The sequence below is a fragment of the Hymenobacter cellulosilyticus genome, assembly GCF_022919215.1.
GTDB classification, from domain to species: Bacteria; Bacteroidota; Bacteroidia; order Cytophagales; family Hymenobacteraceae; genus Hymenobacter; species Hymenobacter cellulosilyticus.
Map to the genome: position 1 here is coordinate 2,354,127 of NZ_CP095046.1, position 15,156 is coordinate 2,369,282.

Below are 15,156 nucleotides of genomic sequence, written 5' to 3' on the forward strand. Positions count from 1 at the left end.
CTTATCGAGCTTATGTCGCCCCGCGTTTCGGTCCTGGTGCCGGTATATAATGTTGAAGCCTACATTCAGGAAACCCTGCGCAGTCTGCTCAATCAGACCTACCAGGACTTTGAAATCGTGGTGGTCAACGACCGGTCGACGGACCAGACGGCCGAGCGGATTGCTGAGCTCAACGACCCGCGCATCCATCTGTATACCAACGAGGTAAACCTGGGCCGAGCCGGTACCGACAATTACGGTATGACCCTGGTGCGGGGCGAGCTGGTAGCCAAGATGGACGGCGACGACCTGTGTCACCCCGAGCGGCTGGCCAAGCAGGTGGCTTTCCTGGATGCCCACCCCGAAGTCGACATCGTGGGCAGCTGGGTGCAATGCTTCGGGCCGGGCAGATGCTGTTTGAGTACCCTGCCCACCCCGACGATACCCGGGCCATGATGGTCTTCAACATGACCATCGGCAACCCCTCGGTGATGCTGCGCACCAGCTTATGGCGCGAAAAAGGCATGCACTATACCAATGCCCTGCGTCAGACCGAGGACTACGACTTTTTCGGACGCTACCTGGCCCAGCTCACCATTGCCAACCTGCCCGAAGTTCTGGTGCAGTACCGCGTACTGGCCCACAGCGTGCGGCCCGCCGTGTATGAGGAGCGCCTGCGCGTGGCCAACCAGATTCGGGAGCGGCTGCTGGGCACCTTTGGCGTGCCGTACTCGGAGCGGGAGCTGCACCTGCACAATACCATTTCCCATCATCCTTTTCAGCTGGGCGACATCACTCTGGCCGAGGTGCACGACTGGCTCTGGAAAATCTACACCAGCAACGAGCAGAGCCGGTTTGCCGACTCGGCCGCCATGCTCCGGGCCGTAGCCGAGCGGTGGTTTCTGACCTGCTACCTCAACCCCGACCGGAGCTACAACTCCTGGCGCGAGTATTTCCGCCAGCCCCTGGCCAAGCACTACAAGCTGGCCCCCGCTTATTTGCTAAATTTGCGGTCAAAAATTTCGTGCTGCGCCACCTGAAGCGCCGCTAGGTTTGTTCTTTTTCCGCATGAGTGCATCTGTTCCGCGCAAAAATATCCTGCTGCTCATCCCGCAGCTCACCTACGGCGGAGCCGAGCGGGTTTTCCACGACCATGGGCAGGAACTGGCCCGGCAGCATCGGGTAATCGAGTGCGTGTTCGACAGTGGCACGGAGGTAGCCTTTCCCACTCAGAACCAGCTGGTGGCGCTTGATGTGCCGGCCGGTAGCGGTATTGTGGGCAAGCTGGGCACCTTTATCAAGCGGGTGCAGCGGGTAAAGGCCCTGAAGCGGGAGCATAAGATTGACGTCTGCATCAGCCACCTGGAAGGCGCCGACTACCTGAACCTGCTCAGCAAAGGCCCGAGCAGGTGCTGCTCTGCATTCACAATTCCAAGCGCCACGACCCCAACATCCGCGGGGCCTTGGGCTGGCTGCGCCGCCGCGTGCTGATGCCGTTCTTGTATCGCTCGGCCAACTACATCGTACCCGTAAGCCGCGACCTGCGCCAGGAGCTGATTGACACTTTCGCCCTGCCGCCCGAGAAGGTGGTGACCATCAACAATTTCTTCGACGTGGAAGGCATCCGCCGCCGGAGCCAGGAGTCCTTGCCAGCAGCTACCGAGGCCCTGTTTGCCAACCACCCGGTTCTGATTACGGCCGGCCGCCTGGCCCGCGAGAAAAACCAGAAAGCCCTGATTGACGTGCTGCACGCCCTGCGCGCCCAGGACCAGACGGCGCCCAAGCTGGCCTTGCTCGGCGACGGGCCGTTGCGGGCCGATGTTATTCAGCGCTGCCAGGAACTGGGTTTGCGCAGCTGGCAGGTGTGGGACGAGCAGCCCCTGACGGAGGACTTTGACGTGTACTTCTTCGGCTTTCAGGCCAACCCCTTCCAGTACATTGCCCGCGCCAGCGTGTCGCTGCTATGCTCGGCCACCGAAGGCTTCCCAATGGCCCTGTGCGAGGCCATGGCCTGCGGCGTGCCCGTCGTTTCCACTGATTGCCCCACGGGCCCCCGGGAAATACTGGCCCCCAAACGCTGGCTACCCAATACGCCGCGACGCCCGAATGGGCCGAGTTTGGCGTGCTGCTGCCTTTGCTGGCCGAAGGCACCCTGGACACGGTAGCGCCCGTGTGGGCTACCACCCTGACCGCGCTGCTGGCCGACCCCGCCCGGGCCCAGCACTACCGCACCCAGGCCCTGACCCGGGTGCAGAACTTCGGGCCCGAACCCATCATGCAGCGGTGGGAATCTTTACTCCAACAAGCCTAACATGCCCGAGCGTCACGTCATCATCTTCGTTTACAACAGCAGCGACGACCCGCTATTCAAAGGTAACTTGCTGCTGCTGCTCGAGCACGTAGGCCGGCAGCAGCCCGATTTACGCCTCCACCTGATTACCTACGAGCAGGTGGAATATGCCCTGACGCCCGCCCAGCAGGAGCAGCGCCGCCAGGAGTTTGCCCGCTTCAACATGCAGTGGCACCCGCTGACTTGGCACTCGGGCAGCTTCAAACTTTTGAAGAAGGCCTACGATTTGCTGGCCGGCATTTTCCTGGTGCTCCGGCTCAAGCTCAAGTTCGGGGCCCGCTCGGTCGTGTCGTTGGGTACGGTTAGCGGCAGCTTTGCCTTCCTGATTGCCAAGCTGTACGGGCTGAAATACTACGGCTACCAGTACGAGCCCCACAGTGAGTTTATGCTCGACTGCAACATCTGGCCCGCCAGCAGCCCGGCCTACCGCGGCCTGCACTATCTGGAACGCCTGAGCGGGATGCACGCCGACATTCTTTCGACCGGCACGGTACATATGATGAACCGACTGGAGCAGTGGGGCAGCAAGGCCAAAGTGTACAAGCTGCCCAGCTGCGTCGACGAAACCAAGATTTACTACCGCCCCGAAGGCCGGGAGCGGGTGCGCGCCAAATACGGAATTCCCGCCAGCCAGCAGGTTATTCTCTACCTGGGTAAGTTCGGCGGCATCTACTACGACAAGGAAATTGCCGAGCTGTTCTACACCCTGCACCAGCACGACCCCCAACTGTTCTTTCTGATTGTGTCGCCCGACCCGGCTGAGCACATTGCTGGGCTCATGCAGGCGGCTAGCTTGCCCGCTGCTAGCTACACCGTCACGCGTAGCCCCTATGAGCAGGTGCAGGATTACATTTCCGCTGCCGACTTTGGCATTGTAGCCGTTCCGTCCTTGCCTTCCCAGCGGTTCCGCTCACCGATTAAGGTTGGCGAATACCTCTGCTGCGGCTTGCCCTATCTGGTTTGTGCCGGCGTCTCGGAAGACGACTCGGTAGCCGAAAAGAATGGGGTAGGGGTGGTAGTGCAGGAGTTTAGCCCAGCCGAAGCCAACCGGGTTTATCCGCAGATAGCGCGCCTGCTTGCCGCTGAAAAGAACGGTTTGCGGGCCAAGTGCCGGGCCGCCGGAATTGCGTACCGCGGCATGAGTCAGTACTTGCCTACAGCTGAGCAGATATTTGCTCAATTGTAGCCTGCAATAAGACTACACGCTTACTCCCGACTCCTTGCCGGGCAGCACGTGCTGTAAGTGCTGTAGGTGCTGCCGCGCCTGGCCCAGGAAGCATGCAGCGCACTTTTGCTAGCTTCGCTTTGGCGACAAGCACTAGCAGCTTAGAGAATTTCTGCCTCCTGATTCGGTGGGACGGCAAGATATTGGCTTAGGAAAATGCCTTTCCAGCTTTTTCACTGTATCTGCTTTACCTTACGAACACCTGCCCGGATAGCTAATTACTATCGGTGGTGTTTGACACGGGCCCATCTGCGGGTAAACGAGCTATTGAAGGCAGAAAAGGAGGTGTACGTATGAATACTGCCGTAGCAATGAACAGCGTCCTGAAAATTCTGCCTTGGGACACCGGTTTTCTGGGTTTCCCCGTGGCTCAACTACATACATTTTCCTCGGTCCTGGGCCACGTGCTGCCACTGCTTGAAGAAGCCCGGCGGCAGCACGTTCGACTGCTCTACTGGTTCGTAGATCCGGCCGATACCGAGGCGGCTGTTACGGCGCGGGCGTTGGGAGCCCGGCTCGCCGACCGCAAGATTACGTACTGCATACCCACCGACTCTGCGCCGCAACAGTTGGCCGAAGGCATAGAGCCTATTACCGTAGTTACCCCCCAGCTGCGGTCCCTGGCGCTGCAGAGCGGCTGCTGCTCACGCTTCCTGACCGACCCGGGCTTTGCAGCTGGCGTCTACGAGGAGCTTTACACGCGCTGGATTGAGAACTCGGTAACTGGAGACCGGGCCCGGGAAGTGCTGGTGTACCGGCCGGCACCTACGGCCCCCGAAATGGGGCTGCTTACCTTGGAAGTACACCACGACCTTATCAATATCGGCTTGCTGGCGGTGGATGAGATGGCCCGCGGACAGAAGGTAGGTACTAAACTAGTGGCGGCGGCCCGGCAGCGTACGGCTCAGTGGGGTTTCCCCACGCTGCAGGTTGTAACCCAGCAGGACAACCTAAATGCCTGCCGATTCTATGAACAGTGCGGTTTCCACGCCGAGCGTATTCAGCACGTTTATCACATATGGATGAAATAAATATATAATAGTGATTTATATAGTAAGCTCAACTTATTTTGCTGCAATTTGCGTGATGAAATCCTTCGGTTCTCTATGACTCCAACTTATATTCCTTTTAACAAGCCTTACCTGTCTGGCAACGAAACTCGCTATATAGATGAGGCTGTGCGCTCGGGCAAAATATCTGGTGATGGAATGTTTACGATGCGCTGCCACCAGTTTTTTGAGCAGGAGTTGGGCTTTAAAAAAGTATTGCTGACTACTTCCTGCACGGACGCGCTGGAGATGGCCGCTCTCCTGATTGACATTCAGCCCGGGGATGAGGTAATCATGCCCGCATATACGTTTGTTTCAACGCCCAATGCCTTTGTACTGCGCGGTGCTACCATCGTATTCGCCGACAGCTACGCCCTGAGCCCCAACCTGGATCCGGCCCAGCTGGAAGCCCTGATTACCCCCCGCACAAAGGCCATTGTGCCGGTACACTACGCCGGCATTGCCTGCGACATGGACCCGATTATGGACCTTGCGCGCCGCTACAATCTTTTTGTAATAGAAGATGCCGCCCAAGCCATCGACAGCTACTACAAAGGCCGCAAACTAGGCTCCATTGGGCATTTGGCGGCTTTCTCTTTCCACGAGACAAAGAATATCATTTCGGGGGAGGGCGGCATGCTGGCCATCAATGATCTGCAGTTTGCTGAGCGGGCCGAAGTGCTCCGGGAGAAAGGCACCAACCGGTCGTCCTTCTTTCGTGGCGAGGTCGATAAATACAGCTGGGTTGATTACGGCTCCTCCTTTCTGCCCTCCGACATCATTGCGGCCTTTCTCTGGGCCCAGCTGGAGAACATAGAGGATATCCAGCGGCAGCGCCGGCACATCTGGCAGCGGTATTACGAAGCGCTGCGCCCCCTGCAGGAAATAGGCGTAGGGTTGCCCCTAATTCCCGACTATGCTACCAATAATGCCCACATGTTTCACCTGGTGTGCCGCAGTCTGGCCGAGCGCACGGCCCTGATCGAGCGACTGAAGGCTGAAAACGTGCATCCGGTCTTTCACTATCTTTCCCTGCACACCAGTCCGTTCTACGCCCCTAAGCACGATGGCCGGGTTTTGCCGCATTCCGACCATTACAGCGACTGTTTGGTCCGGCTGCCCTTTTATTACGAACTGACGGACGCCAACCAGGATTTTATCAATCAACTTCTCCTGGAGTTTTATCAACAGTAAGCCCGGCGTGCCCGGCTCTCTATCTATTTTCGTTCCTGCCGTCCAGTGATTAACTCTGCTCAACCCCAGGGGGATGTTCCGTCCACTTTCCGTTATGCCGCGTCCGTGGTGCCGGTGCTGTTGCTGGGCGGTCTGGTGGTGCGGCTGCTGTTTCTGTGGGTAGGGGCCGACGTATACTACCACGGCAAGAGCCCCTATATCAACAACGACACTTATTCGTTTACCCAAAGTTTCTACAACCTGCTGGAGCAGGGGATTTACAGCTTTAATCTGAGAAACCCTGAGGCCGCCTTCGGCCGGTTGCCGGGCTACCCGTTTTTCTGGGGCGCCCACCGGCTGCTAGTGGGGCGCACCTACGTGTATCCGGCGGTAGCCTTTACTCAGATATTGCTGGACACGGGCGCTATTTACTTGGTTTACGCCACAACCCGGGCCCTCACGCACGACCTTCGGGCAGCCTGGGTTTCGGCTTTGCTATATGCTGGGTATCCGTTTATCATCGTGTGGCTGACCATATCCGGCTCCGAGGCGCTGGGGACGTTTATGACCATCCTGGCCTTCTGGTGGCTGGCCACTCGGCCGGTTACAAAGGCCACGGCGGTGGGGGCGGGGCTGCTGATTGGCCTGGCCTTCATGGTGCGCGAATACCTGGGAATCCTGCTGCTGGGCGCTTTTTTCTGGGTGTACCAGAGCAAAGGCCTGAATTGGCACTTTATCCGGCTGAGCGTGCTGGTAGCGGTGGGGTTTTTGGTCGTCTACGTCGGCTGGCCTATTCGCAATTACCTGGGGCAGCACAAGTTGGTACTCGTAAAAACCCGCACTGCCGGCTACGACCGGTACGCCGAAGACGTGTCGACGGCCCGGCAGTGGATTTATGGCTGGACTACGGAAGCTGACCCGTATCTGGATGGCATTGCCGGCCTGAAGCCCTTGCCGGCGTTTCCGGCCGGAGTGGTGGGCAGTCCGGCCGAAGCCCGGCAGATTCAGGCTCTGATTCAGCGGGTGCGGCAGTGCGGCACGGGGTTTCACTCTTGGCGCTACGCGCAGATGTACCCTCGGCCGACCAACTGCAACGCCGAGCTTGCCGCAGGCTTTACGGCCCTACACGACTCGTATAAGCAGCGCCACCCTTGGCTTTACTGGTTTCGGGTGCCCCTTATTAATCTGAAGCGGGCCTTTTTTAAAAGTCAGCTTCAACAGGGCGGGGCGGGCAAGCTTAGCTTTATCCTGTTCGGGTATCGGAGTGCGCTGCTGCTGCTGGGCTTGTGGGGGCGTGGCTGTTGCGCCGGCACCGGGGCATCTGGCCCATCGTGTTTTTCTTTGGCTTTATGTATTTGTTCCTGTGCTTTGGCGTCCGGCACCTGGAAATCCGCTACCTGATTCAGGCGGATAGCGCCCTGCTGTGCTGTGCCGGCGTGCCCCTGGTCCGGCTGTTCGACTGGCTTAGCCGGCCCGCACCCGCGGTCGTAGCCGCATAAGCAGCAGCGTTAGAATTGCATCTAGTACCTTTGCCCGGTAAAACGCAGTGGTCGTATCCTGCGTTAGTGTCGGCGTATGCACATTTTATTTCTTGTTCCTTATCCTCCCGGTAAGGCTCCTTCGCAGCGGTTTCGGTTCGAGCAATACCTGCATTTTCTCACCGAAGCGGGTCATACCTACCAGCTGGAATCATTCATTTCGGAAGAAACCTGGGCCATTCTTTACAAGCCCGGCCACACCCTGACCAAGGCGCTAGGCATTCTGGGAGGCTTTTTACGCCGCTTTTTGCTGTTGTTCTCGGTGCCCAAGGCCGATTTTGTCTTTATTCACCGCGAAGCTTCGCCCATTGGGCCGCCCATCTTCGAGTGGATTATTGCCAAGCTTCTGGGCAAGCGCATCATCTACGACTTCGACGACGCCATCTGGATTCCCAATACCTCCGCCGCCAACAGCATTGTGGCTGGTGTGAAGTGGCACCATAAAGTGGGCAGCATCTGCCGCTGGGCCTACAAAGTGAGCTGCGGCAACAGCTACCTGCGTGACTATGCCCGGCAGTTTAACCCCAACGCCATTGTCAACCCTACCACCATCGACACGGTAAACCTGCACAACGAGGTGAAAAACCAGCAGACCGACCAGCTCGTCATCGGCTGGACGGGTACGCACTCCACCATGAAATACCTGGAGCAGGTAGTGCCCGTGCTGGCCGAGCTGGAGCAGCGCTACCAGTTCGAGTTTCGTGTCATTTCCAACCAGGAGCCCCAGCTGCCGTTGCGTTCCTTGGGGTTCCGGCCCTGGCGCAAGGACACGGAAATTGCAGACTTGCTAACATTTAATGTGGGCTTGATGCCTTTGGAAGACGACCCCTGGGCCAAGGGCAAGTGCGCTTTCAAGGCGCTGCAATATATGGCCTTGGGCGTGCCCGCGCTGGTGTCGCCGGTAGGCATGAACAGCGAAGTGGTAACCGAGGGCGTCGACGGCTACATCTGCGCCACGCCCGAGCAGTGGTACCACGGACTGGAAAAGCTTCTGCGCGACCATGAGCTGCGCACCCGTTTTGGTCAGGCCGCCCGGGCTACCATTGAAGCCCGCTTCTCGGTGCTGGCAAACCGCGACAATTTCTTGGCGTTGTTTGCCTGAAATTGCATGATGTAGAGGGCCGACAGGTAGAAGGGCATCAGTGGAATCTTGTAGCGCACCAGGGTCCCGAAGTTGCCGCTGTTGGTGCCCACACCGATGGCAAAGACGATGGCAAACAGGAAGCAGAACGTCACCATCGGAGTGCTTGCTATCTGCTTGAAGCTCTTGAAGAAGCCTGTTCGATAAAACATCATTATCGTCAGGTAGATAAACATGGTGGCCTCCATGGCCGAGAGCAGCATCACCGGGTTGCGGGCTTCAAACAGAAAAGGTCGGAACAAACTCACGATAACAGCCTGCGGCGCTACTGTTACCAGGCTGCTGAAGCTGCCATCAATGGCGCCGATATTATAGGCCGAGCCCTGGTCCTTGGTCAGGCTATAGAGGTACTCCTGGTTGATTTTGGTTCGTTCCCCAATTTTATCAACGGCAAAACGCTCGTCGTCGGAAGTAAGGTTGGTAGCGCCCAGGTAGGCAGCGGCCCCGCCTAGTACGATGAAGAATGGCTTGAGAATCATACGCAGGGCAGCGCTTTTGATACGGCGGTTATTCTCCATAAATACCCACAGCAGCGCCGGGGCATGAAAGAAAGGAGAATGTACACCTTTACCGTTATCAGCACATACGCCCCCAGTGCACCCACCAAGGCGGAAAACAGGATGTTGCGCTTGAGGACTGCGGCGTGGTAAAAGCCGTAGAACACCCAGCCCAATGCCCCGATACACAGGGAGTCCTTCATGATACCCGACCCCAGAAGTACACGGAAGGCAGGAAGAATACGGCTGTAGCAAACCGCTTGTAGAGTAGGGGATACGCACGAATGAAAGTGAGGTACATGGCCCACATACCGCTGAAGCTCAGACCCGCAAACATCAGCGCCATCACCGAATACGTGTTGAAGCTCAGCAGCGAAGCCACAGCCGCTATCCGGATAACGAAGAACTCCGTGGCCGACTTGTACCAGTACATGGTCCCGGTATAAGGAGCCGTGACGGGGTCGAATTCGCCGTGGGAAAAGATGAGCTTAATAGCCGCTACCGGCGACTCCCCAAAGGCCCGGTAGATAATGTCTACGTGCCGGGTGTAGTTGAACGTGTCGCCACCGCCGTAGTAAAACTGGTACACCAAGCCCAGGGCAATGGCCCCCACAAACTTGGCCGTAAGCGCCGGAATGAAGTAGCGCCGGGTAAACGCATTGGTGACTTTACCCCGCACCCCGTAGGCAATGCCATAAAAGATGGCCAGGTAAATAGGGGTGAGCAGCAAGTCTTGTAGTTTCATCCAGCACGCAGCGAGGTCCGCTATTTCTTGTTCTTCTTCAGGTACGCCTTGGCTTCCTTGTACTCGGCCGACTTATGGTCCGCCTTATCGGCTACGACTTTGTAGTAGCGAAGGGCGGTTTTGGAGTCTTTTTCCTTGTCGGCAATCTGGGCCAGCTTTTGGTTGGCATACAGATAAAAGCCTCCACTCACGTCGCCGGTGCTTTCCGCAAAGACGATGCTGCGCTGGTAATAGTCCTTGGCCTTGACCCGGTCCTTATACTTGTTCTGCATCAGCCAGCCCAGAAAGTAAGTGGCATAGCGCCCACTGATGCCTTCGTAACCCGGCAGGCCCTGATTGAGCTTTTCTAGGATTTCCCGGCTAACCCGCTCGCACTCCGGAAAGTTGCCTTCGTTAAAGCAAAGCAAAGCGTAGAAGCGCTGGAAGTAGGCGTTGTCGGGGTAGTTGTTGGCCAGGTAGCGCGCCACGGGCATCGAGGCAGCCGTGTTATTTTCCTCATTGTTGAGGATGCGCATCAGGAAGGTCTTGGCCTCTAGTCCCGTGTAAAAGCCGTTGTCGGCCACGTTCTTGAGTTGCTGCAGGCCCAGAGCCCGGTTGCCCTTAGGAAAGAATAGCAGCACGGGCCGCAGCAGCGGGTAATTTTCCGAAATCCAGACGGCGTAGTAGTTGAACAGGGCCTGCCCGAAAAGAAACTCCGGGCTCAGGCCGTTAGCTTCCTTGCTTTTTTCCAGGTAATCCAGGGCGCGCTTGCTGCTGACGGTGGCTTTGCGCCAGTCTTTGCGTTCGGCGTGCAGGCGGGCATCGAAGCCGTAGGCAGCCGACAGGAAAAAGCAGGCCTCGTAGTTCTTGTTATCAGCCTCATAGAGCCGCTCGCCGTAGGTTACGGCCGTGTCCATGTAGGCAAAAAACGTCTTGTCGTAGAGCTTGGTCTGAACGTTAGTCGGTACAATTTTCCACCACGCACTCAGGCCCAGCAGAAAATACGGCATCGGGTGCTGGGGGTAGCGCCGACGCAGGGAGCGAAATTGCTTCTCAGCCTTGTCGTACTTGAAGTTATAAAGGTTCTGAACAGCTCCCTCCAGCTCGGTCTGAATGTCCTTATCCAGTAGCAGCCAGCCTTTTGTATCAACAGCTCCCGGGGCTATATCCACGTTTTCGAGCTCTATCTTGCGAATAGGGGCCGAAGTACGGGTCGTATCGGGCTGCTGGGCCTGTACCACCAGAGGCAGACAGAAAAGCAACAGGATAAAACAAAGTTTTTGGATCATGGGCGCGTATGGTGGCGGGCAGGCAGGCAGCTAACACTGCCGGAAAGCCTCGCCACGGGAAAGCTAAAGTATGACTTTTATCCTAGATTTGGCCGAATAAACGTACCGCTATGGACCTTCTACGAACCTTGTGCCAATTGGCTGCTCCGGCTGGCAATGAGGCCCCAATGACTGAATTCCTTTTAAACTACATTGCCCAGCAGCAAAGCTCGTGGCGGGTGCAGCCGCAGGTACTGGCCGGGGAAGGATTTCAGGATTGCATTATTTTGGTATTTGGCCAACCCCGCACGGCAGTTTTCGCGCACATTGATAGTATTGGCTTCACGGTTCGGTACGGTCAACAATTGGTACGTATTGGTGGCCCACAGGCGGAAACGGGCTACCGGTTGGTCGGACAAGATGCACAGGGCGCCATCGACTGCACGCTCACCGTCGATGCTAAAACCGGGGAGTTGGGTTATGAGTTCACCCGGCTTATTGAGCGGGGCACCGAGCTAACATTCTACTGCGACTTTCGCGAAACCGATACTACCGTGCAGTCGTGCTACCTCGACAACCGTCTGGGCGTCTGGAATGCGCTACGGCTGGCCGAAACCCTGGAAAATGGCATCATAGCCTTCAGCTGCTGGGAAGAGCACGGCGGTGGCTCGGTGGCCTATCTGGCCAAGTACATCTACGAGCAGTACGGCGTGCGCCAAGCCCTGATTTCGGACATTACCTGGGTTACGGAAGGCGTGCACCCCGGCGAAGGCGTGGTCATCTCCCTGCGCGACTCCCTGATTCCGCGGCGCGCTTACGTCGACCGAATTCGGCGCATTGCTCAGGAATCGGGCATTCCGTACCAATTGGAAGTGGAAGGCAGCGGTGGCTCCGATGCCAAAGAACTGCAGCACGGAGCTCAGCCCTGGGACTGGTGCTTTATCGGCGCGCCCGAAGACCACGTGCATTCCCCCGACGAGCTCGTTGATAAACAGGACATTGCCAGTATGTTAGCACTCTACCAGGTGCTGATGGAAAAGCTCTGATACTGTTCTTTGTCGTTTTTGCCAAAGGCCTCCGGGAAGCTCCCGGGGGCCTTTTTGCGTGGTGCCAGCGCCGGTCCTCCGCTAGCAGATAGGGTTCATTGTATATACAAATCTATTGTTTCCTGCTTAAAACTTGACTATTAGGCAATAAACTCTATTTTACCAGCACATTCTGCTTCTGTTCCCACCACAACCCCACCGTTTATGATGAGCATTCTATACGTAGCGCCTGCCCTGGGCGTGCTGGCGCTGTTCTACACCTGGCTGCGGTCGGGCTGGGTAACCCGGCAGGATGCCGGCGATGAGCGGATGCGTACTATTGCCGGCTACATAGCCGATGGTGCCATTGCCTTTCTGCGGGCCGAATACAAGGTGCTGGCCTTGTTTGCTCTCATTGCCTGCGCCTTTCTGGGTTACCTGGGTACCACCGGCGAAAAGTCCAGCCCCATCATCGTCGTGGCCTTTCTAATTGGAGCCGTTTTCTCGGCCTTGGCTGGCTATATCGGGATGAAAATTGCTACCAAGGCCAACGTGCGCACTGCCCAGGCGGCCCGTACCAGTTTGGCGCAGGCGCTGAAGGTGTCGTTTACGGGCGGCTCGGTGATGGGAATGGGCGTAGCGGGCTTGGCCGTGCTGGGCCTGGGGTCCTTGTTTATCGTGTTCTACAACATGTTCGTGGTAAGCCGCGGGGGAGGAGCCAATGGGGTAGAAATGGAAACCGCGCTGGAAGTGCTAACCGGCTTTTCGCTCGGGGCCGAAAGCATTGCCCTGTTTGCCCGCGTAGGCGGCGGTATCTACACCAAAGCCGCCGACGTAGGGGCTGACCTAGTAGGCAAAGTCGAAGCCGGCATTCCGGAAGACGACCCCCGCAACCCCGCCACCATTGCCGACAACGTAGGCGACAACGTGGGCGACGTGGCCGGTATGGGCGCCGACCTGTTCGGCTCCTACGTGGCCACCATTCTGGCTACCATGGTGCTGGGCCGGGAAGTTGTAGCCGCCGGCGACCAATTCAACGGCCTTTCCCCGATTCTGCTGCCCATGGTAATTGCGGGCATGGGCATTCTGGCTTCGCTGGTCGGGATCTTGCTGGTGCGCGTCAAGGAAGGCGGCAGCGTGCAGGGCGCGCTCAACTTCGGCAACTACGTCTCAGTCGTCGTGTCGGCTGTGGCCTCGTTCTTCATCATCCGCTGGATGCTGCCGCCTGGCGAACTGGTTATTGGCCGGGCTGGCTCGGTGCCGTTTACCTCGATGGATGTGTTTTACGCCGTTGTCGTGGGGCTTGTGGTGGGTACGCTGATGAGCATTATCACCGAGTACTACACGGCCATGGGCAAGCGCCCGGTAAACAGCATCGTGCAGCAAAGCAGCACCGGCCACGCTACCACTGTCATCGGTGGCCTGGCCGTGGGCATGGAGTCCACCGTGCTGCCCATCATTGTGCTGGCGGCGGGCATCGTGCTGTCATTTGAGTTTGCGGGCCTTTACGGGGTAGCCATTGCCGCCGCCGGTATGATGGCTACCACCGCCATGCAGCTGGCCATTGACGCCTTCGGCCCCATTGCCGACAACGCCGGCGGTATTGCCGAAATGAGCGAGCTGCCCAAGGAAGTACGTGAGCGGACCGACATTCTCGACGCCGTGGGCAATACCACCGCCGCCACCGGTAAAGGCTTTGCCATTGCCTCGGCAGCCCTTACCTCCCTGGCTTTGTTTGCCGCCTTCATGGGTACGGCCAACATTTCCAGCATCGACATCAGTAATGCCCGGGTGCTGGCCGGCCTGTTCGTGGGCGCCATGATTCCCTTTATCTTCTCGGCCCTGGCTATTTCGGCCGTGGGCCGGGCCGCTATGGCCATGGTGCAGGAAGTGCGCCGGCAGTTTCGCGAGATTCCCGGCATTATGGAAGGCACCGGCCGGCCCGAATACGAGAAGTGCGTGGCTATTTCCACCCAAGCCGCTATTCGGGAAATGATGCTGCCCGGCGCCATTGCCCTGATTGTACCCATCATTATCGGTTTTGCCTTCGGCCCCGAAGTGCTAGGTGGCACGCTGGCCGGCGTCACGGTGTCGGGGGTGCTGATGGCCATGTTCCAGAGCAACGCCGGCGGGGCCTGGGACAACGCCAAGAAGTCGTTCGAAAAGGGGGTGCTGGTCAACGGCAAGATGGAATACAAAGGCTCCGATGCCCACAAGGCCTCCGTCACCGGCGACACCGTCGGCGACCCGTTCAAGGATACTTCCGGCCCTTCCATGAACATTCTGATTAAGCTCATGTCCATCGTTTCGCTGGTCATTGCGCCCCACATTGCCGCCCCCGAGCGCGGAATGGCGCCCCGGCCCGTGGAGCGCCCTGCCCTGCAACTGGAGCCCAAAGTGCGCTACGCCGAGCTGGCCCCGGAAGCTACTCAGGCGCTGCTGGTGCTGCTGCGCGAAACCCGCTAACCGATTAAACCATCTTTAACCTCAGGGTGCGAAGCTGCCTCTCCCCGCCGGAGGGGCAGCTTTTTTGTACTACCTTTGACCCGTAGTATTGCCCTGAGGACCAAACCCAGCCGGATGCCATTGTCCACTATCACGCTGCACGACAAGCAGTTTGCCCCGTACCTGACCGCTAGTCAGATCACTGCTGCCGTTCGGGAGCTGGCCGCTAAAATCAACCGCGACTATGCCGGCAAGCAGCCGCTGTTTGTGGCCGTGCTCAACGGCTCCTTCATGTTTGTGGCCGATTTGCTCAAGGAAATCCAGCTGCCCTGCGAAATAGCCTTCATCCGAGTGGCCTCCTACGAGGGCACCAACAGCACCGGCACCGTGCGCGAAATCATGGGCCTGCAGGAAGAAGTAGCCGGCCGCGACCTGATTATTCTGGAAGATATTGTGGACACCGGCCACACCATGAAGGCCCTGCTGGAACTGCTCCAGGCTAAGGGCCCCGCTTCCCTGGAAGTGGCTACCCTGTTTCTCAAGCCCGAGTGTCTGCAGCATGAATTGGCCCTGCGCTACATCGGCCTGAGTATTCCCAACGACTTCATCGTGGGCTACGGCCTCGACTACGATGGCCTTGGCCGCAACTACCCCGACGTGTACACCGTGGTATAAGTCCACGGCATACCCAAAACGAGTTGCATTCCGTAAGGAACGGTTTGTTTCCGATTTGTTATCTTTC

The 15,156-nt window shown here is 58.0% G+C and carries 16 protein-coding genes; 13 read left to right on the forward strand and 3 right to left on the reverse strand.

All coding sequences use genetic code 11. The features are described 5' to 3' along the window. Positions 1 to 12 precede the first annotated feature (12 nt). The 10 genes from MUN79_RS11415 (at position 13) to MUN79_RS11460 (ending at position 8,416) form a co-directional block, all read left to right on the forward strand. Positions 13 to 435 carry a glycosyltransferase family 2 protein gene (locus tag MUN79_RS11415; protein WP_244677766.1) on the forward strand — a complete coding sequence of 141 codons (423 nt, stop codon included), beginning with the start codon at positions 13 to 15 and terminating at the stop codon, positions 433 to 435. Beyond that, positions 390 to 1,019, forward strand: a complete 630-nt coding sequence (locus tag MUN79_RS11420; protein ID WP_244677767.1) for a glycosyltransferase family protein — start codon at positions 390 to 392, stop codon at positions 1,017 to 1,019. The genes MUN79_RS11415 and MUN79_RS11420 overlap by 46 nt, the downstream gene beginning before the upstream one ends. Positions 1,020 to 1,047: 28 nt before the next feature. After that, complete coding sequence (locus MUN79_RS11425) at positions 1,048 to 1,470, forward strand: glycosyltransferase family protein (RefSeq protein ID WP_244677768.1); 423 nt, start codon at positions 1,048 to 1,050, stop codon at positions 1,468 to 1,470. After that, on the forward strand, positions 1,389 to 2,144 hold the full coding sequence (locus MUN79_RS11430) for a glycosyltransferase (protein WP_244677769.1): 756 nt from the start codon (positions 1,389 to 1,391) through the stop codon (positions 2,142 to 2,144). The genes MUN79_RS11425 and MUN79_RS11430 overlap by 82 nt, the downstream gene beginning before the upstream one ends. Next, positions 2,114 to 2,290 carry a hypothetical protein gene (locus MUN79_RS11435; RefSeq protein ID WP_244677770.1) on the forward strand — a complete coding sequence of 59 codons (177 nt, stop codon included), beginning with the start codon at positions 2,114 to 2,116 and terminating at the stop codon, positions 2,288 to 2,290. The genes MUN79_RS11430 and MUN79_RS11435 overlap by 31 nt, the downstream gene beginning before the upstream one ends. Position 2,291: 1 nt before the next feature. Then, positions 2,292 to 3,515: a glycosyltransferase family protein gene (locus MUN79_RS11440; protein WP_244677771.1), complete on the forward strand. Its 1,224-nt coding sequence runs from the start codon at positions 2,292 to 2,294 to the stop codon at positions 3,513 to 3,515. A 443-nt stretch (positions 3,516 to 3,958) separates the two neighbouring features. Next, positions 3,959 to 4,585 (forward strand): GNAT family N-acetyltransferase, encoded by a 627-nt coding sequence (locus MUN79_RS11445; RefSeq protein ID WP_244677772.1) that lies wholly within the window; start codon positions 3,959 to 3,961, stop codon positions 4,583 to 4,585. A gap of 75 nt (positions 4,586 to 4,660) precedes the next feature. Then, positions 4,661 to 5,797 carry a dTDP-4-amino-4,6-dideoxygalactose transaminase gene (rffA, locus tag MUN79_RS11450; protein ID WP_244677773.1) on the forward strand — a complete coding sequence of 379 codons (1,137 nt, stop codon included), beginning with the start codon at positions 4,661 to 4,663 and terminating at the stop codon, positions 5,795 to 5,797. A gap of 45 nt (positions 5,798 to 5,842) precedes the next feature. After that, positions 5,843 to 7,177 (forward strand): ArnT family glycosyltransferase, encoded by a 1,335-nt coding sequence (locus tag MUN79_RS11455; RefSeq protein ID WP_244677774.1) that lies wholly within the window; start codon positions 5,843 to 5,845, stop codon positions 7,175 to 7,177. A 174-nt stretch (positions 7,178 to 7,351) separates the two neighbouring features. Continuing rightward, the gene (locus MUN79_RS11460) at positions 7,352 to 8,416 is read left to right on the forward strand and encodes a glycosyltransferase family 4 protein (RefSeq protein ID WP_244677775.1); all 1,065 of its coding nucleotides are present in this window, start codon (positions 7,352 to 7,354) and stop codon (positions 8,414 to 8,416) included. Here MUN79_RS11460 and MUN79_RS11465 read toward each other — a convergent pair. The 3 genes from MUN79_RS11465 to MUN79_RS11475 form a co-directional block, all read right to left on the reverse strand. Next, positions 8,338 to 8,973 (reverse strand): hypothetical protein, encoded by a 636-nt coding sequence (locus MUN79_RS11465; protein ID WP_244677776.1) that lies wholly within the window; start codon positions 8,971 to 8,973, stop codon positions 8,338 to 8,340. The genes MUN79_RS11460 and MUN79_RS11465 overlap by 79 nt on opposite strands. Positions 8,974 to 9,151: 178 nt before the next feature. Then, on the reverse strand, positions 9,152 to 9,697 hold the full coding sequence (locus MUN79_RS11470; protein ID WP_244677777.1) for a hypothetical protein: 546 nt from the start codon (positions 9,695 to 9,697) through the stop codon (positions 9,152 to 9,154). Positions 9,698 to 9,717: 20 nt separating this feature from the next. Further along, positions 9,718 to 10,965, reverse strand: a complete 1,248-nt coding sequence (locus MUN79_RS11475) for a tetratricopeptide repeat protein (protein WP_244677778.1) — start codon at positions 10,963 to 10,965, stop codon at positions 9,718 to 9,720. A gap of 110 nt (positions 10,966 to 11,075) precedes the next feature. Between MUN79_RS11475 and MUN79_RS11480 the strand changes: the two genes are divergently transcribed. The 3 genes from MUN79_RS11480 to hpt all read left to right on the forward strand — a co-directional run bounded on the left by MUN79_RS11480 (position 11,076) and on the right by hpt (position 15,089). Beyond that, positions 11,076 to 11,990 (forward strand): M20/M25/M40 family metallo-hydrolase, encoded by a 915-nt coding sequence (locus MUN79_RS11480; protein ID WP_244677779.1) that lies wholly within the window; start codon positions 11,076 to 11,078, stop codon positions 11,988 to 11,990. A 204-nt stretch (positions 11,991 to 12,194) separates the two neighbouring features. Then, positions 12,195 to 14,435 (forward strand): sodium-translocating pyrophosphatase, encoded by a 2,241-nt coding sequence (locus MUN79_RS11485; protein ID WP_244677780.1) that lies wholly within the window; start codon positions 12,195 to 12,197, stop codon positions 14,433 to 14,435. Positions 14,436 to 14,549: 114 nt separating this feature from the next. Next, positions 14,550 to 15,089, forward strand: a complete 540-nt coding sequence (gene hpt, locus MUN79_RS11490) for a hypoxanthine phosphoribosyltransferase (protein WP_244677781.1) — start codon at positions 14,550 to 14,552, stop codon at positions 15,087 to 15,089. Positions 15,090 to 15,156 lie beyond the last annotated feature (67 nt).

Excerpts from the sequence above, each read along its gene's own strand:
- MUN79_RS11425 (WP_244677768.1), top strand. The coding sequence starts at position 1,048 with ATGAGTGCATCTGTTCCGCGCAAAAATATCCTGCTGCTCATCCCGCAG.
- MUN79_RS11415 (WP_244677766.1), top strand. The coding sequence starts at position 13 with ATGTCGCCCCGCGTTTCGGTCCTGGTGCCGGTATATAATGTTGAAGCC.
- MUN79_RS11475 (WP_244677778.1), bottom strand. The coding sequence starts at position 10,965 with ATGATCCAAAAACTTTGTTTTATCCTGTTGCTTTTCTGTCTGCCTCTG.
- hpt (WP_244677781.1), top strand. The coding sequence starts at position 14,550 with ATGCCATTGTCCACTATCACGCTGCACGACAAGCAGTTTGCCCCGTAC.
- MUN79_RS11465 (WP_244677776.1), bottom strand. The coding sequence starts at position 8,973 with ATGGAGAATAACCGCCGTATCAAAAGCGCTGCCCTGCGTATGATTCTC.
- MUN79_RS11485 (WP_244677780.1), top strand. The coding sequence starts at position 12,195 with ATGATGAGCATTCTATACGTAGCGCCTGCCCTGGGCGTGCTGGCGCTG.
- MUN79_RS11460 (WP_244677775.1), top strand. The coding sequence starts at position 7,352 with ATGCACATTTTATTTCTTGTTCCTTATCCTCCCGGTAAGGCTCCTTCG.
- MUN79_RS11420 (WP_244677767.1), top strand. The coding sequence starts at position 390 with ATGCTGTTTGAGTACCCTGCCCACCCCGACGATACCCGGGCCATGATG.
- MUN79_RS11440 (WP_244677771.1), top strand. The coding sequence starts at position 2,292 with ATGCCCGAGCGTCACGTCATCATCTTCGTTTACAACAGCAGCGACGAC.
- MUN79_RS11470 (WP_244677777.1), bottom strand. The coding sequence starts at position 9,697 with ATGAAACTACAAGACTTGCTGCTCACCCCTATTTACCTGGCCATCTTT.
- MUN79_RS11480 (WP_244677779.1), top strand. The coding sequence starts at position 11,076 with ATGGACCTTCTACGAACCTTGTGCCAATTGGCTGCTCCGGCTGGCAAT.
- rffA (WP_244677773.1), top strand. The coding sequence starts at position 4,661 with ATGACTCCAACTTATATTCCTTTTAACAAGCCTTACCTGTCTGGCAAC.